Source organism: Nitrosospira multiformis, assembly GCF_003050865.1.
Taxonomy (GTDB): Bacteria; Pseudomonadota; Gammaproteobacteria; order Burkholderiales; family Nitrosomonadaceae; genus Nitrosospira; species Nitrosospira multiformis_E.
Window position 1 is genome coordinate 15661 of record NZ_QAOK01000011.1, and the last position, 20309, is coordinate 35969.

Sequence of the window (20309 nt, forward strand, 5' to 3'; positions counted from 1 at the left end):
TGGGATTTTATCCGAGGGAAAAGAGCTGACCCCAAGATATGGTTAATGTCGCTCACCAATAAAGTAGCGATAGTAATGGATTTACGCGCTCAAAGCACACGTCGATTTCAGTTTTCAGTTTCGAAGCGCCTGGTTACGGGCAGCCCTAGTCGAAACCTGATTGAAACTAATTTCCTGGTTCTGCTTGCGAAATAAAGCAGGGCCACAGTGACAAGCCAGAGAATAAGCCAGAGAAGTGGCCATTTTTAACAAGCAGCTACTAATAAGCAGCTACCACGCCATGATCAAGTTGTCTGACTAAAAGCTCTCGTATACGCGCGCAGGACATGTTTTCCTGCGCGCGTAGGCTGTCTGCCCGTGACTAGAGCGCGGGAGGCATAAAAAATGAAACGCATGTTATTTAATGCGACACAGCCGGAGGAATTGCGTGTCGCTATTGTCGACGGTCAAAAACTCATCGATCTCGACATTGAATCTGCCGGCAAGGAACAACGCAAGAGCAATATCTACAAAGCTGTTATCACCCGTCTTGAACCAAGCCTCGAAGCCGCCTTCGTCGAGTACGGGGGTGAGCGGCATGGTTTTCTGCCGTTCAAGGAAATTTCCCGCTCTTATTTGAAAGAGAGCCCGGACCCGGGTCGGGTTCGAGTCCAGGACGCGCTTCATGAAGGCCAGGAGCTCATCGTCCAGGTGGACAAGGACGAACGGGGAACAAAAGGAGCCGCACTTACCACCTATATCTCACTCGCGGGCCGTTATCTGGTGCTGATGCCCAATAACCCGCGCGGGGGAGGTGTCTCGCGCCGCATAGAGGGCGAAGATCGCGCCGAACTGCGCGATGTCATGTCGCATTTGAACATTCCCCAAGGCATGAGCATCATAGCCCGGACGGCAGGGATAGGACGCAGCGAAGAAGAGTTGCAGTGGGACCTCAACTACCTGCTGCAGTTGTGGCGCGCTATTGAAGATGCTTCCAAAGGCCAGAGCGGCGCTTTCCTGATTTACCAGGAAAGCAGCCTCGTCATCAGGGCAATTCGGGATTACTTCAATCAGGAAATCGGTGAAATCCTGATTGACACGGAAAGCATCTATGAGCAGGCATGCCAGTTCATGGGGCATGTCATGCCAGGCAATGTAGCGCGGGTCAAGCTCTATCGCGACGACGTGCCCCTGTTTTCCCGCTTTCAAATCGAACACCAGATCGAAACCGCATATTCACGACAGGTTACCCTTCCTTCAGGTGGGTCGATCGTGATCGATCATACGGAAGCCCTGGTATCGGTGGACGTAAATTCAGCCCGTGCCACCCGTGGTTCCGACATCGAACAGACGGCCTTGGCTACCAATTTGGAGGCGGCAGACGAAATTGCGCGGCAACTGCGGCTGCGCGACCTCGGGGGCCTTGTGGTGATCGACTTTATTGACATGGAAGTTTCGCGCAACCAGCGCGAGGTGGAAAACCGGTTGCACGACGCGTTGCGCTACGATCGGGCACGCGTGCAGATGGGCAAGATTTCCCGCTTCGGTTTGCTCGAATTATCGCGCCAGCGACTGCGGCCTTCCCTGGGTGAAAGCAGCTACATTTCCTGTCCACGCTGCCACGGCACCGGTCACATCCGGGGCACCGATTCCTCGGCGTTGCATATCCTCAGAATCATTCAGGAAGAAGCGATGAAGGAAAATACGGCGGTGCTGCATGCTCAGGTGCCGGTAGATGTAGCGACCTACCTGCTGAACGAAAAACGTGCGGAAATTCATGCAATCGAAGCACGCCTGAAAGTAAGTGTCGTTCTGATTCCCAACATCCATCTCGAAACGCCCAATTACAGCATCACGCGCCTGCGTCATGACGACGTAAAACTTGGTGAAGTTCAGACGAGTTATCAGTTGGTGGAGAAACCGCCCCAGGAGATCCCCCTCCCTTCTAGCGGACAGGAAGCCAAGCCTGTGCGGCAACAGGCAGCGGTAAGAGGCATCACGCCGTCCCAACCTGCGCCGATACGCGAGCAAAAACCGCAGCATGAACCGGAACCGCTTTCCCTGCTCGATAAAATATTCGGCTGGTTTAAACAGGGGGGGGTCGGCGAAAAGACTGTTCGGCACGAACCGGCTGCCGCTGCTGCACATCGTGAGGAACGGGGCCAGGGACGCCGCGACCGCCGGGAAGGACGCAACGGTGAAAGTGAAAAGGCGGCACGCACCGCCCAACGTCCACGTGATGAGCGCGCAGCGCGCGGGAGCGAAGTCGGCCCAGGCGGTGCCCCAGGGTCGGTGCGCGAAGCTGTGCCCCAGCGCCAGGAACGCAGCGAGGCAAAAACTCCGGGCGAAAAAGCTGCTGCTAAAAAGCATCCCCGGCCGCAGCGTGAAGAAAAACCGCGGACGGACCTCAAGCTCTCTTCCGAGCAACCGTCCGCCACGGAAGAAGTCGTACAGTCAAGTGAGGAAGGCAGCCGCCGCAGACGGCGTGGTGGCAGGCAACGCGACCGGAGCGAGCGCCCGGATCGTGCAGCGCGTGAAGCCGGGCAGACAATTGCAAAGGATTCTCCTTTCCAGCAATCTGCCGATCAGGTCGCGCATGAGGACAATCCTGCGGCGGATATCATTTCGAGCCCGATAAATGGAACACCGTCGCTTGCCCTGGCTTCTGTCCTCCTGGACGAAAAAGAGGCATTGATGGAATCCCCTGCGGGGGCAAGGGATGACACCCATTCCGCACCTTTGCATGCGGATAGAGCTCTGCCGGTGGTTGTGCCCGAAGTTGTGCCCGAGGTGGCTGCAGTGGAATCTGCCCCTGCTCCGGCAACTACGATAACCGAAAAAGTGGCTCCAGCGAATGAACACCAGATTGCTTATGAGCCATCCGACAAGCTGTCTGAGGACCGGAGGGAGGCAGCGACCAAAGCAGCGGTTATGGGTGCGTCGATTTTAATGGCATCAGAACCGCCGGTATCAGAGCCGCCGGTTGAAGCAGCAAGGAGCGTTCCGGAGGACGACACCTCTAGGGTTCTCGTGAGCGCCCTGGAAATGGCTATGCCCCGTGCAGAAACCGCAGAAATCGAACAGGAAGAAGTTCCTGCACAAGAGGGGCAGCAAGCTGAGCCTCCTCAGCAACCAGGGGCCACGCAATCCCTCGATTTAAGTGCAGCGGGCCTGATCATGATCGAGACCCTTCCCGAAAAGATAAGACCTGCTGAAACTGAAACTGAAGCGGAAGCAATGAAAGCGCAGCCTCGACGTAAAAGAACGCCTCCTCCACCGGTAATCGAGCAGCACGAATCGTTGGTACAGGTCGAAACCCATAAGTAAAAGCTCGGTTCAACCTGATTCACGAAAAAAGGCGGGATAGACTCTCCCGCCTTTATACACATCGATATCGCGGCATCGACACTCATTTGGCCGCACTGCGCGCCACCTCATCCAGCAGCTTGATGAAATTTCGCTTGGGCTTGAACTGCATGCGCAACTCCGGTTATTCAGCGCAACCCATTTCCCGATTTTCCGTACGAATCCGGTTGAGCAACCCCCGCCCGGCATCCTCCACCAGATTGAGTACATGCTCGAAGCCCTGGCTCCCCCCAAAATAAGGATCTGGCACTTCCTGTACTCCTTCGGAGAACTTTTCACTGTACTGCATCAGTAATCCGAGTTTATGACTGTATTCCGCTGGGCATTCTCTCTGAAGGACAGCCAGGTTCGCCCTGTCCATTGCCAGAATATAGTGAAAAAACTCGAAGTCCTTTTCATCTACCATGCGAGCACGCAATGCTTTTGTGTCATATCCCCTTCTTCCCGCTGCTCTTTGCGCCCTTTCATCCGGCGGCTCGCCGATGTGATAATCATGTGTACCGGCAGAGTCGATGTGGATTTCGTCCTCCACCCCAGCCGCGATGACCTGGTGCCGGAAAACGGCCTCAGCGGTGGGCGAGCGGCAGATGTTGCCCATGCAAACGAACAAAACGTTGGTCCTGGTGCCCTCTCTCCTGTTCATCATATTCGGTTATATCAGTTTGACTTCCCACTCGGGACATTTCCATTCCTGTAACTTGCTGGCAACGTCCTTCAGAACATTCCAGCAGCTCATCAGCATGTGGCGGAAAGATTTCCCCCCAGTTGATGAGGCAGTTCCGCGTCCGGTTTGATTTGCAGGATCGCTCTGCAAAAATCATTCTGGATACGCCTCAAAGCTGCCTCGCTGTCTGCCTCGAAGCGCAGCACGATTACCGGCATGGTATTGGATGAGCGCGCGAGGCCGAAACCATCTTCATATTCGACTCGCATTCCATCGGTAGTAATAATGCGTTCAGCCCGGTCAAAGCCGGCTGTTTTCTGCATTTGCGCGATAATCGCGTAGTTTTCCCCTTCCTTCAACCTGATCTGCAACTCTGGCGTGCTGACCGCGTCCGGAATCGAGTTGAATGCAGCATCAATATCCACCCTGGAACTGAGCAGCTCCAGCAAACGCGCTCCGGCATAGAGCCCGTCGTCGAAGCCATACCAGCGCTCCTTGAAAAAGATATGGCCACTCATCTCTCCCGCCAGCAGCGCCCCGGTTTCCTTCAGTTTCCCCTTGATGAAGGAGTGACCGGTTTTCCACATGATCGGCTCGCCTCCGTGCTGCACGATCCACGGTGCCAGATTACGCGTACATTTCACATCGAAAATGATCCGCCCCCCCGGATTCCGCGACAACACGTCGGCTGCAAACAGCATCAATTGCCGATCCGGATAAATGATCGCTCCACTTTTGGTAACCACGCCCACGCGGTCACCATCTCCATCGAAGGCCAGCCCTATCTCGGCGTCAGTCGTTTCAAGCGCTTGCACCACATCCCGCAGATTCTCCGGTACCGAGGGATCCGGATGATGATTGGGAAAATTGCCGTCCACCTCGCAAAACAGCTCCGTTACGTCGCATCCGAGCCTGCGGTACAACTCCGGAGCGTATAAACCGGGTATCCCATTGCCACAATCGACGATAATCTTCATGGGCCGCGCCAGCTTTATGTCCGCGGTTATGCGTCGGAGATATCCTTCCGCAATGTCCTGCTTGTGGTAGCTGCCATTGCCGTGAGCAAGGTCTTCATTTTCGATGCGCGCACGCAAGGCCTGTATTGATTCCGCAGCAAGCGTTTCTCCCCCCAGTACCATTTTAAAGCCGTTGTATTCCGGCGGATTATGGCTCCCGGTTACCATCACGCCGGAATAACCGGACAACTCATGCGCCGCATAGTAGAGCATCGGGGTCGCGACAGTACCGACATCGATTACGTTGACGCCGCTTTTTTGCAGACCCCTGGCCAGGGCTTGCACCAGCGCGGGACCCGACAACCTTCCGTCGCGCCCTATGGTGATGGCGGCAAGTCCGCGTGCACGCCCCTCAGAGCCGATGGCGTGACCAATCGCTTCGGCACCTTCAACGGTCAGTGTTTTTCCGAAAATCCCTCGGATGTCATAGGCTTTGAAGATTTCTGGTGGAAGTTGGCGCATGGATGATAGGTGGATAAGAGCTGAGCTTCAGCTGTATCAATGGTCGCAATGGTATCTTCAGTGGCAGCATTTACACTGGTTACGACTGTGCTGCTCGTATTTCGTATTTGGGCTTTAAGGTATATTCAGGTCAGTGGTGGCCTGCAACTGCACCGCCCTTGAGTACGTAATGTGTGCCGCAGTAGGGACACAGCGCTTCTCCCGTATCTTCTATGGGCAGAAAAACGCGGGGATGCGAATTCCATAACAGCATGGAAGGCGTGGGACAATGAAGCGGCAGATCATCGGGCGTTACCTCGATCTGGCGCTGGGTGTTGGCGGCAAGCTTCTGCATCAGATTTTCCTAAGACGTATCGCTTAAATGGATCGATGAGGATATAAAGTTTTATCAGACATAGGTGAGCCAGTCGGCATGTTTGCCATTTCCCCTGGCGCATTCAAAAAAGAGGGCCTGGAGCTTTTCCGTGACAGGGCCGCGCCTGCCGCTGCCGATCGTGCGGTTATCCAACTCCCTGATCGGGGTTACCTCGGCTGCGGTACCGGTAAAAAAGGCTTCATCCGCGCAATAGACTTCATCTCGGGTGATGCGCTTCTCGATAACCGGAATGCCGATTTCTCCCGCGAGCTCTATGAGAGACGCGCGTGTAATGCCTTCCAGACAGGAAGTCATGTCAGGGGTATACAATTTGCCCTGCTTCACGATGAATATGTTTTCACCCGCTCCTTCTGCAACATAGCCGTCCACGTCTAGAAGCAGCGCCTCGTCATAGCCGTCGTGCGCTACTTCCTGATGCGCCAGGATGGAATTTGCATAAGTCGTGACTGATTTGGCGCGGCACATATTGACATTCACATGATGCCGCGTAAATGACGATGTCTTGACACGGATACCTTTTTCGAGACCATCAGGGCCGAGATACGTGCCCCACGCCCAGGCTGCAATAGCCACATGCACGGAAAGTGTTTTGGCTGAGATGCCCATCGCTTCCGAACCGTAAAATACGATGGGACGGATATAGCCCGACTTGAGATCGTTCTGCCTTACGACATCGCACTGCGCCTGCATCAATGTAGCCCTGTCATAGGGCATCTTCATCATGAAGATGTGCGCGGAATTGAATAAACGATCGGTGTGTTCTTTCAGACGGAAAATTGCAGGACCACGGGGGGTTTCGTAGGCACGCAATCCTTCGAATACCCCCATTCCGTAGTGCAAGGTGTGGGTGAGCACATGGGTGGTAGCCTCACGCCACGGAATCATCTTTCCATCACTCCAGATCACACCATCGCGATCAGCCATTGACATTCACAGACTCCGGAGAGAATTTAAGTTCGTATATTCTAACGTATTTCCTGATCCTCTGGACTCCCTTTCAAGAGAAGGGATGCAGGAAAACGGACTGTTTGCACCGGACTTGCAATCGTTCCACATACCTATCCCGGCTCGTCCGTTAGTGCCTGGAATTATTCTGGAATTACTATCAAAGGGGAATTTATACTGAATGCCAGCGGAATAGATCCGGTTTCGCAACAAACGTCAAGACCAGAATTTACTGCTGACAGACAGCTTAATTAACGGCAGGCAGTTTTTAGGATTGAGTGCCATCCCGGCGATTTGCCGATAAGTATAAGCCCGTTACCGTTATAGACAAATACGATTGCAGATGGTCTGAGAGCGTTTGAGCCGTTTGCGGGAACAGTCGGTTGCTTTGAATCCTTCTCAGCAGTACGGCTACAAAAATAATGCCGCTGAAGAACAAACCCCATCGCTGAGATGGGGTTTGTTTGAAATGATGCTAGAGCTGGTTAAACGCGGGTTTTTTGCGATAGGCAATCAAACCAAGCAGGCTAAGGCCCGCCAGCATCAAGGCATAAGATGACGGCTCGGGAATGGCTGCTGCCATAGTCGGTTCCCCGTAGACGAAATCATCGGTGACGGCAAGATCAGTACCGCCAGCAAGATTTTCACTGCCAAACGACTGAAAGTGGGTGCCATCGAAGTTGAACAGGGTGTTTGTCCCCACAGCCAGTTTCACGTCCGTCACCACCGGCTGATCGAACAGCACGCCGAGGAACTGCGGCTCGCCGCTCGTACCCGTGGGCACATTAAAGGTGCCAAGGCTGACCTCGTGGCCGCCGCTGTCATGACCGAAGTATTCGATGCTGCTGCTGCCAGCTTTTTCCACATCGACAAAAATGGCACCAAAACCGCGGGTGCCCGCTGCCGTCGCCGTGCCGGGAATGGTGAAGCTTTGCCCGATGAAGCGGTCATCGAACTGGTATGGAGTATCATCCTGCATGACAAAGGTATTGTTGGGACTAAAGGCAGGAAACTGTCCTGCGGTAGCGGGGTTAACGCTGGCGAAGCCATCCCCGCTTACCGCATAGGGGTCCTCGAATAACGCCCCCTGGTTCTGGAAACGATCGACGGGGATGATAACTGTATGACCGCTGTCAACCACTTGAGTGTTCGGATTCGCGTCGGTGCCATCAAGCCTGACTCCATCCCAACTGATTTCGCGGCGACCGCTCGTCTCGGGCGCGCCGGTATTCTTGACGCCTCCGATTGCGGTGCGAAAAGCGTCAAGAGCGGTAGTTGCGTTGGCACCCGATCCGCTGTACACCACGGGGGCGGCGGACCAGGCGGAGGGACTGCAAAGAATGGCGGTAGCAAACGTTGCTCCGGCGAGCATTTTGACTGAGTGCATGGTAAACCTCCCTTTTCTCCCCTCTTTCTTAAAAGATTTAATAGGCTTTACGGACCTATAACCAAAGAAAACGTCGAATTTTTTCAGGACTTTTTAGAGGTATAGCACTTCGTACGCAAACCGCAAGAGATAATTGCTCCATTGGTTAAAAAAGTATTTCCAGCACGTGCGCATTCATTCTCACCGAACTGCTGAATTACGATGGAGGTGTACCCCTGAATCCAGGGAGGACTAAACCGTGGATGCGCCGAAAACCTCATTCCACAACCGAGATACTGCCGCGATTTCATTCTCAAAATAATCTGCTTCAACACGCGCAAACTTTTGCGATTTGCCGTTCGCGGAAGACGAACCCGCGAGGTCGGAGTAACCGCTCAATCTCAGCCAGTGCTGCGTCCGCCGGAATTCCCGGTAGGCATTAAGGGCCGGCTCTGCGACTTCATTCCTGATCAATCCCAGCTTTGCCGCCAGCTTCAACAACGCGATATTACCGATATTGCCGGTCAATTCCTTGTGATGGCAGGCGTGTCCAAGGACCAGGTACTGCACGATGAACTCGACATCGATAAGGCCTCCACGATCATGCTTGATATCGAACAACCCGCTGGTATTGGGGTGAGCGTCGAGCATTTTTTGCCGCATTACCAATACTTCCCGTTTCAGATCCGGCAATTCCCGCGGGTGACGCAGCACTTCCCTGCGAATACGCTCGAATGCCTCCCCTACCTGTACATCTCCGGCTACAAATCGCGCCCGGGTCAACGCCTGATGCTCCCAGACCCACGCATGATGATGCTGGTATTCAGCAAATGCCTGAATCGAACTCACCAGCAGGCCGCTGCTACCGTTGGGGCGCAAACGCAGGTCTGTCTGGTAGAGCAATCCCGCTGAAGTGTAACTGGTGAGCCATGAGTTGATACGCTGGCTCAGCCGGGCATAGCTTTCTGGAGCGTCGGCATGGGGATCGTCATAGAGAAAAATGATATCGAGGTCGGAGGCATAACCAAGTTCCTTGCCGCCGAGCTTGCCATAGCCGATGATGGCAAAAGCAGGTATATCTCTATGCCTCCTCCTCAACCCCGACCAGGCAAGGTGCAATACGGTATCGAGCAACAAGTCGGCAAGATCGGAAAGATGATCACTCAAGGTCTCAAGGGGCAGCAATCCTTCCACATCCCGCGCCAGCAACTGAAATACCTGGGCATGGTGGAAATGCCGCAATATATCCATTTGCTGTTCGACATCGGTGCCGCCGGAACCCTCCGCATCCTGCAATTGGCGCATCAGCCTTTCCCCCGCACGAGACCAATCGAGCGGATCTCGGAACTGTCCCGGGAGCAGTTCGTCCAGCAGGATCGGATGCCTGTTCAAGTATTCACTGGCCCAGTGACTTGCGCTGACGAGCTTGGCTACCCGTCCCAACGCGTGGGGATGCTCGCGCAGCAGGGCCAGATAAGCCGAACGCCTGCTGACGGTTTCCAGCAACTGCATCAGTCGTTCCAGCGTGAGGTCTGCGGAAGGAAACCTTGCAGCCACTTCGATCAGGGCAGGAACAAGCGCATCGATGCGTTTTTTGCTCGTTTGCGGCAGTTGCCTGTAGCGGGTGCCCGAGCGAAATTCCTCCACACACTCAAGAATTTTCTCCGGATTGGAAAATCCCAGTTTAGCGAGTTGCGTCTGCGCGCCTTCGGCTTGAACGCCGTCTTCTCCAGTCTTCCACAGGTCGGCAAGCGCATTGGAGGCCTCAGAAGTACGGGGGGTCGCGAAGATAGCCTCAAAATGTCGCGTTATATTCGAGCGATGGTCGTTGAGCTTCTTTAAAAATCCGTCATAGGATGCAAAACCCATCGAAGCTGCAATCAGCGACTGATCCGGGGAGCTTTCAGGCAGAACGTGGGTCTGTTGATCGTCAAGATACTGCAGGCGATGCTCAAGGTTGCGTAAAAAAGTGTATGCCTCCACCAGTTCTGCCACCGTTTCCCCCGGTAACTGTTGTTTTTCCCCCAGCAAGTGCAGTACAGCAAGCGTGGGCCGGATGCGGAAATCCGGATCGCGTCCACCCCGGATCAGCTGGAATACCTGGGCAATGAACTCGATTTCGCGGATACCGCCCGACCCAAGTTTGATATTTCCGTACATTTCCCGGCGCTGAACCTCCCGGCGGATTTGGGCGTGAAGTGCGCGCATGGATTCGTAGGCACCGAAGTCCAGGTATTTGCGAAACACGAAGGGTTGCGTGATCTGCTCTACAGGGGCTGGTTTTTCTTCGCGCGGACCTGCTACGACACGGCCTTTGATCCACGCATAACGCTCCCATTCCCGTCCCTGGGTGATCAGATATTCTTCCAGCATGGCAAAGCTCATCGTCAGCGGCCCGCTTTCCCCATACGGCCGCAATCGCATATCCACTCGGAAAACGAAACCGTCTGCGGTAATGTCATTAAGACTTGTAATCAGTTTCCGTCCCAGGCGAACGAAAAAATCCTGATTGGAAATTGACCGGTGCCCATCGGTCTCGCCATCTTCCGGATATACGAAAATAAGATCCACGTCAGAGGAAACATTGAGTTCGCCACCGCCAAGCTTTCCCATCCCGATGACCAGCATCTGCTGAACCCGGCTATCGGCGCTTTTCGGTTGACCGTAACGCCCTGGCTCAGCTAGCCAGGCGTACAAGCGCTCCAGCGCGAAACCGATGGTAAGCTCCGCCAGAGCTGTCATGGATGACATCACCTCGGCCAGATCAGCCAGTCCTGCCAGGTCCCGCGACGCTACCCGCAGCAGCACCTGTTTGCGCAAGCCGCGCAGGACCGCGTGCAGTCCTTCCTCATCATTTATTCCTTGAGCGGATGCCTGCAGAAATGCCTGCATTTCCTCTCGCATGAAAGGTCGCTGCAGGTTTTGCTCCAGCTCAGCCAGCAGGCCGGGGTCGCTTGCCACCTGACCTTGGACGTAACGGCTCAGCGGCAGGATAGATTGCACTATTTCTCTGGCGGGACTATGGGAAAGCATGATTGAATTCAGGTTAAAATAAAACGGGAGGATAATGAGTGGAGTAGATAATTCCTGCATAACCTATGCCGCAGCTTCTATTGAAGGATTGAACAAAGAACCCGTTGCTGCATCTAATCCGCTTTGTCACGTCTCCCCTCGGCATTCACCTCCGGATCAGATTCCTTTGAGTATGATTTAACGAATAATCATCAGGGGTCCGAATGTTCCTGAGTCCTTCCCCCAGTACCCGTATCGGAACAATTTATTGAACCTGTCAGCAATTTCATTTTTTGTGCTACGGAGCTTCCTGTTCCGGCTTTCCATGTGGGTGCTGATTGCAGTTGCAGCCGTCTTTTCGGTTCTGCTGTTGTCTCTCCGCTATTGGCTGTTGCCGAATATCGAACAGTACCGTGAAAACATCGCTTCCGCCATCAGCCATGCTTCCGGCCAATATGTAATGCTGGGCGAGGTCAGCGCGAACTGGGACGGGTTCCGGCCTCACATGATGTTGCGTGATGTGCGCGTGCATGATAACGAGGGTGTCACCTTGCTGCTGAATCGCCTTGAAGGCACGTTTTCATGGCGTTCGATATTGCATGGCGAATTGCTCTTTCGTGAAATCGCAATCGATCAGCCTGATTTGATCGTACGTCGAGACGCTGCCGGCGTCATTCATGTCGCCGGATTCGCACTGAAGCAGGAATTTGCCGGAAGTGAAGATGGCTTTTTCGACTGGCTCCTCAACCAGAGGCAAGTCATCATAAACAATGCCAATATCCTCTGGCAGGATGATCAGCGCGCTGCCCCGCAGCTGGAACTGCTGGTCAACCTGCGCCTCGAGAACCGGGGCAGACATCATCGCTTCGGCATCAGTGCCGTACCCCCCGCGCGGCTTGCCGCCCATCTCGATATGCGCGGGGATTTCAAGGGAGAGTCGCTCGCAAATCCCGGATTATGGCGGGGCCGGCTTTTCATGCAGATAACCCGCGCCGATATAGCAGCCTGGCGTGCCTGGCTGCCCTTCCCCGAGGAAATAAAGTTGAATCAGGGTGTTGGCGCGCTGCGTATCTGGGCGGGTATCGACGGAGCAGATATGAACAAAGTTACGGCAGACATGCGCCTGCAGAATGTAAAGGCGCGGCTCGCGCCGACTCTGCCGGAATTGAACCTGACCAGGCTGGCAGGCAGGGTCGGGTGGCACAAGATAGATGATAAAGGCAGCAACGGCAGTCAACTTTTCGCACGTCGGCTCACCGCTGCGTTTTATGGCAAACCGCCCTTGCCTTTGCTGGATTTTTCGTTGCAGCAGCTTCACCAGGATGCCGGCAAACCGGATAGCAACACATTGAGCGTCCAGAACCTGAGACTGGATAAACTGGAGGAGTTGACGAAATACCTGCCGCTGAGCGAGCCGCTGCGGACTAAAATCCGCGCTGTTTCCCCCCGCGGCAAACTGCATTCGATGTTGATAAAATGGACGGGCGAATGGCCGACACCCTCTTCTTTCCATGCCACGGGGAGATTTACCAGACTGGGAATGAAAAGGTCCGATAGCATGCCTGCCTTTACTGGTGTCAGCGGGAATATTGACATTACCGAACAGGGGGGCACGCTGAATCTGGATTCCCAAAACACCGTGCTGCAACCGCCGGATACACCTGTTGAACCGATAACGCTGAATATACTTACGGGACAGATAAGGTGGAACCTGACCAGCAACGGTTCAAAGTCGATAAAGTTCAGCAATATCTCCTTCTCCAGTGCATATGCAGCCGGGTCAGCCTATGGAAATTACCAGACAGTGCCTGGCAGCCCGGGTATCCTCGACTTGACAGCTCATCTCACCCGCGCTGACGCGCCTTCTCTGCTGCGTCTCCTGTCCGGGAAAGGGAGAGAGTATTTTCCTGACTGGCTGGGAGAATCCATTGTTGCAGGGAATATTTCGAATGCCCGGCTTCACCTCAAGGGGAATCTGGCTCGACCTCCCTCCGTCTCAAGCAATCCCGGCGTCTTCGAATTTGCCGCAAAGATATCGGGCATGCTGCTCGATCACCTCCCCGGCTGGCCCCGGATAGAGAATCTCGCAGGCAACGTACGTCTTAACGATAATCGCATGGAGATCAATGTTTCCAAAGGGGACATCCTTGGAGCGCGCCTGGGGAACGCAAGACTGATCATTCCTGACATGACTGCCGCCGAGGCGAGGCTCAAAACCGAACTGGAAGCGAGCGGCGCCACCCATCAGTTTTTGGCATTCGCTGCCGCAAAAACCCCAGGCACTTACGACAACTGGCTGGTGGACAATACCCATATTTCTGGCGACGGGAGATTGCTGCTCAAACTTGATATTCCTTTGCGCGGGTCAGGGGAAATCAAACTGTGGGGCAACTACCGATTCATGAACAACCGGATCGATCCGGGTCCACATATTCCCGAGCTGGAGCAATTGAACGGCGCACTGACCTTTACCGGTTCTGAAATAAGAACGGAAAACCTGAGTGGCCGTCTTCTCGGCGGTCCCGTGCTGATCACTTCCTCTGATATGCCAGGCGGTGGCACACGTTTTTCCGCTATCGGCAAGGTCAATTTCGACAACCTGGCTGAAGCCTCCCAAGCCAGCACGTCACGCAGCGCCCCTTTCTGGACTCGGCACGTACATGGCAGCAGCGATTGGCAAGCAGCGGTGCTCGTAGACAACCGGTCCACGAATGTGATCGTTGAATCATCCTTGAAGGGAATTTCATCGGATCTGCCCGAGCCGTTGTCGAAGGCCGCGCATGATGCAATACCAGTGAAATTCGAAAGAAAGGCAACAGGTATACAGAGCGAGGAACTGCACCTGAGCTATGGCGAGGGCATCAAGGCAAAGATCAGGCGCAACCGGGACGATGCCGGTCATTTTTACATGGAGCGCGGTTCCGTCGTTTTCGGTCCCTCAACCGTTTTTCTTCCTGAAGAGCCCGGTATCGTGATAAAGGGTGCATTGCCCGTATTGAATCTCGACCGCTGGCGCCTCTTGCTCAAGCAGCTCGAAATTCAATCTGCCGCCCCTTCCAGTTTGAGCGGCTTAAACCTGTATATAGGATCGCTTGGCTTTCTGGGCAGGCAGTTCGATGATGTCAGGCTGGATGCTGACAGAAAAGACAGTCTGTGGTATTGCATGATTGCAAGCGAGGAGGTCAATGGAGGCATCACCTGGAACCCATCCGGCACCGGCAAGATAGTGGCGCGCCTGAACAGGCTGATCATTCCTGCAATTTCTCCTTCCGGGCCAGGTACTGTATCCAGGAGCGGCCAACAGGAAAAGGATCTGCCGGCGCTCGATGTAATCGCGGACGACTTTGTCTTTGGCGAGAAACAACTGGGTAAGCTGGAACTGATTGCAAATCAGGAAGAACGGAACTGGTACATCGACAAACTGCACATTGTCAATCCGGACAGTTCGATAACAATGCGAGGTCTATGGAAAAGCCGGACTGCAACTCCGCAGACGCAGGCTACGGTCATGCTGAAAGCAGATGACATTGGCAAATTCCTGGAACGGTTCGACCTTCCTGATCGCATAACCAGTGGAAGCGGCACGCTTGAGGGCATCCTGTCCTGGCAGGGGGATCCCTTGTCGATAGATTACTCCACCTTGTCCGGCAGGTTTAAGCTTGACGCAAGACGCGGACAGTTTCCCGGGTTTGAGCCAGGAATCGGCAGGCTTTTTGGCATTTTCAATCTCCGTTCGCTGCCGCGGCGGATCACGTTGGACTTTCGCGATGTGTTCAGTGAAGGTTTCGGATTTGACGATATTTCCGGCAGCATAAATATCGCGAGTGGCATTGCATCGACGGATGAGCTTAAAATCAACGGGCCGGCTGCAAGGGTTACCATGAATGGACAGATGAATCTCGAAGCGGAAACGCAAAAACTTCACATCAGGGTTACCCCTTCCTATGGACTTGCGTCTCCCGTAGTCGGGATGGCATCGGTAATTGCAAGCACAGCCATGAAACAAACCTCTGCTCCATCGAGGGACTACAACATTACCGGCACCTGGGCAGATCCTGTCGTAACCCGGATAGGGCACCCCCCCCCGGAACTGGCGGGACCTCAACCATGACCCGAGTCTCCTCGCGCGAGGTCTGCCGGCAACGGTCGCATTGACTGACCATGCCCGTTATATGACGCTCGCCAAACTAGCACCTGCATTAAATCCAGTACATAGGAGCCCCAAGGCGGCCTGGGACAATGTCGGACGTGGTATCAACCACAATACTTTATAAAGACAATCTTTTAAGTTACTCTGTATTCCCCGCTGCCCGGAAAATACACTTCAAATATGCAAGACTCCGTAGCCTGTAACTCGCTTCCTCCTGAAACAGCCCACAGGGGGCCGATTCGTGTTGCTGCCATTCAAATGGCGGCAGGTCCAAATATCTACGCCAATCTGGAAGAAGCCGGGCGGCTTCTGGATATGGCTGCATCACGCGGCGCAAAGCTGGCGGCGCTCCCCGAGTATTTCTGTCTGATGGGAATGGAAGATGCTGATAGAGTAGCGGCACGTGAGCAGGATAATCAGGGGCCGATACAGGAATTCCTGGGCAATACTGCCAGGCGTCTCGGCCTCTGGCTCGTAGGCGGCTCGGTGCCCCTGGTTTCTTCCCGCCCTGACAAGGTACGAAACAGTTGCCTGGTATACAACGACAATGGTGAGCAGGTCGCACGGTACGACAAAATACATTTGTTCGGTCTGGAGCTGGGGACTGAACGCTATGCCGAAGAAGAAACCATTGAGGCAGGCCAGGGTGTCGTTGCCCTGGAATCCCCCTTTGGCCGCATCGGCCTTTCCATCTGCTACGATATCCGCTTTCCCGAGCTTTACCGTTCCATGGGGCAGGTAGACATTATCTTCGCCCCGGCGGCTTTCACCGCTACCACGGGCAAGGCGCACTGGGAAACCTTGATCCGCGCTCGCGCTATCGAAAACCTGGCATACGTCGTTGCGCCTGCCCAGGGGGGATACCATATCAATGGACGGGAAACCCATGGGGACAGCATGATAGTCGATCCCTGGGGCGTGGTGTTGGACCGCCTCCCGCGCGGGCCCGGAGTCGTCATCGCGGATATTGATCCGGAATACCAGGCGAGCTTGCGCAGCAGCCTGCCCGCCTTGAATCACCGCACACTGCGTCACTGCTGAATTCCATTGAACCTTGTTCTCCTTCTCCACCACTAACTACCATGATTACAGAACAGACTATCCAGGTTAACGATCTTTTCGCGACGGCCCACAGTTGTCTGCTTGCACCTCATGAATTGGATGCACCCGGCTTGCAGAACGTGTTCGGCCAGATGCTTGCGCACCGCATCGATTATGCCGACCTGTATTTTCAGTATAGCCGGGCTGAAGGCTGGGCTCTGGAAGAAGGCATAGTCAAATCCGGCAGCTTTAATATCGATCAGGGTGTGGGTGTACGGGCAGTCAGCGGAGACAAGACCGCCTTTGCGTATTCGGACGACATCAGCATGCCTGCGCTGGTGTCCGCCGCACAGGCCACACGGGCCATCGCTCGCCATGGCGTCACACAATCGGTGCAGGCCGTCAAGCGCAGCAAGGGGCGCGAGCTTTATCTGCCGGAGGATCCGATTGCCAGCCTCAAGGATACGGACAAGGTGGCTTTGCTCGAAAAGCTCGAGAGTTATGCACGGGCGCTGGACAAACGTGTTATCCAGGTCATGGCCTCCCTCTCAGGGGAATACGAAGTGGTTCTCGTTGCCCGCAGTGATGGTCTTCTGGCAGCCGATGTGCGCCCGCTTGTACGTCTCTCACTGCAGGTTATCGCCGAGGAAAACGGCAATCGTGAGCAAGGAGTTGCGGGAGGAGGAGGACGATTCGACTATGCATACTTCACGGACGAAGTGCTGCGCGACTATGCTGCAAAAGCGGTTCACCAGGCGGTCGTCAACCTGCATGCAAAACCGGCGCCTGCGGGGACCATGACGGTGGTGCTCGGCGCGGGCTGGCCGGGCATACTGTTGCATGAGGCCATCGGCCACGGGCTGGAAGGAGACTTCAACCGCAAGGGGAGTTCCGCATTTGCGGGTCGAATCGGCGAACGCGTGGCTGCACCGGGAGTGACGGTGGTGGATGACGGCACTATTGCACGCCGACGGGGCTCGCTCAATGTCGATGATGAAGGGAATCCCACGCAGTGCACAGTGCTGATCGAAAACGGAATACTCAAGGGTTATTTGCAGGACAGCCTGAATGCACGGCTGATGAACGTTCCCGTTACTGGAAATGCAAGACGTGAATCGTTTGCGCACATTCCCATGCCGCGCATGACGAATACGTATATGCTGAATGGGGACAAAACCCCGGAAGAAATCATCGCTTCCGTGAAACACGGGTTATATGCGGTCAATTTCGGCGGGGGACAGGTGGATATCACCAGCGGGAAATTCGTATTTTCGGCTGCGGAAGCCTACATGATCGAAAACGGAAAAATTTCGTATCCGGTGAAAGGCGCTACCCTGATCGGCAACGGTCCCGATATACTCACCCGCGTTTCGATGATCGGTAACGATCTGTCGCTTGATCCCGGTGTGGGCACTTGTGGTAAGGAAGGCCAGAGCGTGCCGGTAGGCGTGGGTCAGCCAACCCTTCGCATAGATGGGCTGACAGTGGGAGGAACGGCATAGCCTCAATGCCTGATCCAGATACGCCTCAGTTCCAGGCCTGATCCAGGGCGACCCTGGAGTTGCGGCTTTGGCCGCGGTCCCAGCCGCAGCCTCCGCCCCATAATACGTTCGATCCTGTCAGGTATTCTCACTGCTCGATCTTCACGATCCGGGTACCCGCAAGCCGGTCATGCAGGAACAATCCATCCCGATCGAATAACCCCCACAATATCCCGCAGCCGAACAAAAAGATGCCGATGACGGCAAACAGATAGCGTGCGAGCGCCTGCTTCAGATTAAGGGGACCTCCGTCGGCGCGGATTACACGCAGCTTCCAGGTTTGCATGGGTAATGTCTGTCCACCGTGGGTCCAGAACCAGATGAAATAAATACCTGCGACCACGAGCAGGTAAAGCTGGAAGGCGGGCCGGAAAAAAACGGAACTGGTATCCCGGAAGAGAAGATGAAAAACGAAACTGGCGATAAACAGAACCGCAACCAGAATCAGCGATTCATACAGCATACTCAGTAATCTCCGCCCCAGTCCCGGCGCGGAAATTTTCATGGTGTCGGGAAGTCCATCAGGAAGGCTTTCGTATTGGTTTTATTGCAGTGCAGTATTGAGAAAAAACAGAAAACAACTCAGAAAACCGGGAGACGCGTCTGCCTGTCTGCCTGTGTTGAATCACCTGCTACAGTGGAATGCTTCATTGCTGATGCTCATGCTCACGCCATTTGCGCTTTATTTCCTGGCGCTTTTCCGGCGGTAATTTCTTGATGGTTTTATACTTCTCACGTACCCGCTCCCGCTGTTCCGGGGTCAGCGAATACCAATCCCGCATCTGCAACTGGGTCCTGTGCTGCTCTTCGGGTGTCATATGCGGATAGCGTTTGGCAATGCCCAGCCATTTCTTCTTTTTTACAGGGTCCATCCCGTTCCACTCTTGTGCGAGCGGAGCCAACGCCTCCTTTTGCTGCGGCTTCAATTCTTCCCAGGCAGGTTGACCTGCTTCAACCGGGACCGAAAATAACAGGCACAGCGCCGATGTGACGGCTATGACTGATTTAACCATTCACCCAACTCATCGTCCAGATAGGCATCTATCGGCAGATCATCCACGAGCAGCATTATCTCGATTTCCTCATTCTCATCAATCTGCTGCAAATTCTGCCAATAAATGGCGCCCGCTAAAGCCAGCAACAATGTTATCACCGATAACAACTTGCCAGCCCGCGAATGACCATGATGCCCACCTCGCGATGAAGCGACCTGCCCGCTCTGGCCAAGCCGGACGACTGTTTCCGCCACATGGTAATTTTCCAGAGAAGCCCGACGTGCAGACTGGAGACGATTTAATGTGCCCTGCTTGATGTCATCAACTCCACGATCCAGCAACCGCGCCACTTCCCTCCCTACATCAGTTTCACTCATAGCCCGATTCCATGTTTTTTCAACATTGCGGCAAGTGCATGGGTTGCACGGGAACAGTGTGTTTTCACACTCCCTTCGGAGCACCCCATGATTTTCGCTGTTTCCATAACATCCATTTCCTCCCAGTAACGCAATAGAAAAGCCTCGCGTTGACGTGCCGGTAGGGTTTCAATAGCTCTCTCGAGCAGATTGATAAGTTGCGACTGCTCGAGCTGTTGGTGGGGATCATTAACCTTAGATGATGACGCATCGGATTGCAAAGTTTCCAGCAGATCGAAATCTTCGCTTTCCTTTTCATGATCGGAAGGAATGAATGCCGAAAACAGTGTCGTCCACAATGAGCGCGTTTTCTGTCGACGATAAAAATCCCGGATAGTATTTTGCAGGATGCGTTGAAACAGGAGAGGTAATTCTTCCAGGGGTTTGGCCGAATACTTCTCGACAAGCTTCATCATCGAATCCTGAACAATATCCAGGGCGAGATGTTCATCCCGCACGGCAAATAAAGCTTGCTTATAGGCGCGCCGTTCGACTTCAGCCAGAAAATTCGAAAATTCCTGTTTTGTAGCCAGGACGATTCGCCTCTTGGAAGACTCTTGGAAGATGAAAGAACAGGAGCAAACTCCTCACCGGCGGCAATGTTAGCAAACTTTTAGCACGCTACTGTAGCTGTTTTAATAAGGCAGGTAATGTTAGGTGAAGTTTATCTGCATGCCCCTCCGCTTGCCCTTCTGCTGACGGCGTCCGATATTGGAGAGGCGCGAAAACCAGGCGGTCGAGTTTGAGTCATAGAGGAGGTTTTTCGGAGGGGCTCTATTCTGCTCCTGCGACAATTTGTCACATTGCGATAATCCTTTTTCCTGCCTATCATGGCGGCGATCGTCGCAGATATCGAAAATTCCTTCTCAAGTTGCCCAAAAAATCCGAAACTGCGTTCGAATATTTGTGCAGCCGCCTGTTAGTGGTACAATTCCGCCTTGAATTGCGAGTGATTCTTAATTAGATTTACACTACCAATG

Annotated in this window: 14 protein-coding genes; 4 read left to right on the top strand and 10 right to left on the bottom strand. The window is 54.2% G+C overall.

Annotation, left to right across the window (positions count from 1 at the left end; translation table 11 throughout):
- Positions 1–384: 384 nt before the first annotated feature.
- Positions 385–3306, top strand: coding sequence for a ribonuclease E/G (locus C8R21_RS07335; RefSeq protein ID WP_107762118.1), 2922 nt, complete (start codon positions 385–387; stop codon positions 3304–3306).
- 163 nt (positions 3307–3469) lie between these two features.
- On the opposite strand, the gene C8R21_RS07340 is transcribed toward C8R21_RS07335, so the two are convergent.
- From C8R21_RS07340 to glnE, 6 genes are all read right to left on the bottom strand, one after another.
- Complete coding sequence (locus C8R21_RS07340) at positions 3470–3991, bottom strand: low molecular weight protein-tyrosine-phosphatase (RefSeq protein WP_107762119.1); 522 nt, start codon at positions 3989–3991, stop codon at positions 3470–3472.
- Positions 3992–4080: 89 nt separating this feature from the next.
- Positions 4081–5487, bottom strand: coding sequence for a phosphomannomutase/phosphoglucomutase (locus C8R21_RS07345; protein ID WP_107762120.1), 1407 nt, complete (start codon positions 5485–5487; stop codon positions 4081–4083).
- 130 nt (positions 5488–5617) lie between these two features.
- A complete protein-coding gene (locus C8R21_RS07350; protein WP_107762121.1) occupies positions 5618–5821 on the bottom strand; it encodes a zinc-finger domain-containing protein in 204 nt (67 codons plus the stop codon).
- 54 nt (positions 5822–5875) lie between these two features.
- On the bottom strand, positions 5876–6793 hold the full coding sequence (locus C8R21_RS07355; RefSeq protein WP_107762122.1) for a branched-chain amino acid transaminase: 918 nt from the start codon (positions 6791–6793) through the stop codon (positions 5876–5878).
- 490 nt (positions 6794–7283) lie between these two features.
- On the bottom strand, positions 7284–8195 hold the full coding sequence (locus tag C8R21_RS07360; protein ID WP_107762123.1) for a PEP-CTERM sorting domain-containing protein: 912 nt from the start codon (positions 8193–8195) through the stop codon (positions 7284–7286).
- A gap of 231 nt (positions 8196–8426) precedes the next feature.
- A complete protein-coding gene (gene glnE / locus C8R21_RS07365) occupies positions 8427–11207 on the bottom strand; it encodes a bifunctional [glutamate--ammonia ligase]-adenylyl-L-tyrosine phosphorylase/[glutamate--ammonia-ligase] adenylyltransferase (protein ID WP_107762176.1) in 2781 nt (926 codons plus the stop codon).
- A 247-nt stretch (positions 11208–11454) separates the two neighbouring features.
- Between glnE and C8R21_RS07370 the strand changes: the two genes are divergently transcribed.
- From C8R21_RS07370 to tldD, 3 genes are all read left to right on the top strand, one after another.
- Complete coding sequence (locus C8R21_RS07370; protein ID WP_258192304.1) at positions 11455–15297, top strand: YhdP family protein; 3843 nt, start codon at positions 11455–11457, stop codon at positions 15295–15297.
- A gap of 219 nt (positions 15298–15516) precedes the next feature.
- Positions 15517–16377, top strand: a complete 861-nt coding sequence (locus tag C8R21_RS07375) for a carbon-nitrogen hydrolase family protein (RefSeq protein ID WP_074973319.1) — start codon at positions 15517–15519, stop codon at positions 16375–16377.
- A gap of 41 nt (positions 16378–16418) precedes the next feature.
- Positions 16419–17879: a metalloprotease TldD gene (tldD, locus tag C8R21_RS07380; protein WP_107762124.1), complete on the top strand. Its 1461-nt coding sequence runs from the start codon at positions 16419–16421 to the stop codon at positions 17877–17879.
- A gap of 127 nt (positions 17880–18006) precedes the next feature.
- Here the strand turns inward: tldD and C8R21_RS07385 are convergent, their stop codons facing one another.
- From C8R21_RS07385 to C8R21_RS07400, 4 genes are all read right to left on the bottom strand, one after another.
- Positions 18007–18423: an RDD family protein gene (locus C8R21_RS07385; RefSeq protein ID WP_107762125.1), complete on the bottom strand. Its 417-nt coding sequence runs from the start codon at positions 18421–18423 to the stop codon at positions 18007–18009.
- Between the two features lie 142 nt (positions 18424–18565).
- Entirely contained in the window at positions 18566–18931 is a 366-nt protein-coding gene (locus tag C8R21_RS07390) for a DUF3106 domain-containing protein (RefSeq protein ID WP_107762126.1), read from the bottom strand.
- On the bottom strand, positions 18913–19290 hold the full coding sequence (locus C8R21_RS07395) for a DUF3619 family protein (protein WP_107762127.1): 378 nt from the start codon (positions 19288–19290) through the stop codon (positions 18913–18915). The genes C8R21_RS07390 and C8R21_RS07395 overlap by 19 nt, the downstream gene beginning before the upstream one ends.
- Positions 19287–19862 carry an RNA polymerase sigma factor gene (locus C8R21_RS07400; RefSeq protein ID WP_074973328.1) on the bottom strand — a complete coding sequence of 192 codons (576 nt, stop codon included), beginning with the start codon at positions 19860–19862 and terminating at the stop codon, positions 19287–19289. Before C8R21_RS07400 ends, C8R21_RS07395 begins: the two co-directional genes overlap by 4 nt.
- Positions 19863–20309: the final 447 nt, after the last annotated feature.

Excerpts from the sequence above, each read along its gene's own strand:
- C8R21_RS07335 (WP_107762118.1), top strand. The coding sequence starts at position 385 with ATGAAACGCATGTTATTTAATGCGACACAGCCGGAGGAATTGCGTGTC.
- C8R21_RS07340 (WP_107762119.1), bottom strand. The coding sequence starts at position 3,991 with ATGATGAACAGGAGAGAGGGCACCAGGACCAACGTTTTGTTCGTTTGC.
- C8R21_RS07345 (WP_107762120.1), bottom strand. The coding sequence starts at position 5,487 with ATGCGCCAACTTCCACCAGAAATCTTCAAAGCCTATGACATCCGAGGG.
- C8R21_RS07350 (WP_107762121.1), bottom strand. The coding sequence starts at position 5,821 with ATGCAGAAGCTTGCCGCCAACACCCAGCGCCAGATCGAGGTAACGCCC.
- C8R21_RS07355 (WP_107762122.1), bottom strand. The coding sequence starts at position 6,793 with ATGTCAATGGCTGATCGCGATGGTGTGATCTGGAGTGATGGAAAGATG.
- C8R21_RS07360 (WP_107762123.1), bottom strand. The coding sequence starts at position 8,195 with ATGCACTCAGTCAAAATGCTCGCCGGAGCAACGTTTGCTACCGCCATT.
- glnE (WP_107762176.1), bottom strand. The coding sequence starts at position 11,207 with ATGCTTTCCCATAGTCCCGCCAGAGAAATAGTGCAATCTATCCTGCCG.
- C8R21_RS07375 (WP_074973319.1), top strand. The coding sequence starts at position 15,517 with ATGCAAGACTCCGTAGCCTGTAACTCGCTTCCTCCTGAAACAGCCCAC.
- tldD (WP_107762124.1), top strand. The coding sequence starts at position 16,419 with ATGATTACAGAACAGACTATCCAGGTTAACGATCTTTTCGCGACGGCC.
- C8R21_RS07385 (WP_107762125.1), bottom strand. The coding sequence starts at position 18,423 with ATGAAAATTTCCGCGCCGGGACTGGGGCGGAGATTACTGAGTATGCTG.
- C8R21_RS07390 (WP_107762126.1), bottom strand. The coding sequence starts at position 18,931 with ATGGTTAAATCAGTCATAGCCGTCACATCGGCGCTGTGCCTGTTATTT.
- C8R21_RS07395 (WP_107762127.1), bottom strand. The coding sequence starts at position 19,290 with ATGAGTGAAACTGATGTAGGGAGGGAAGTGGCGCGGTTGCTGGATCGT.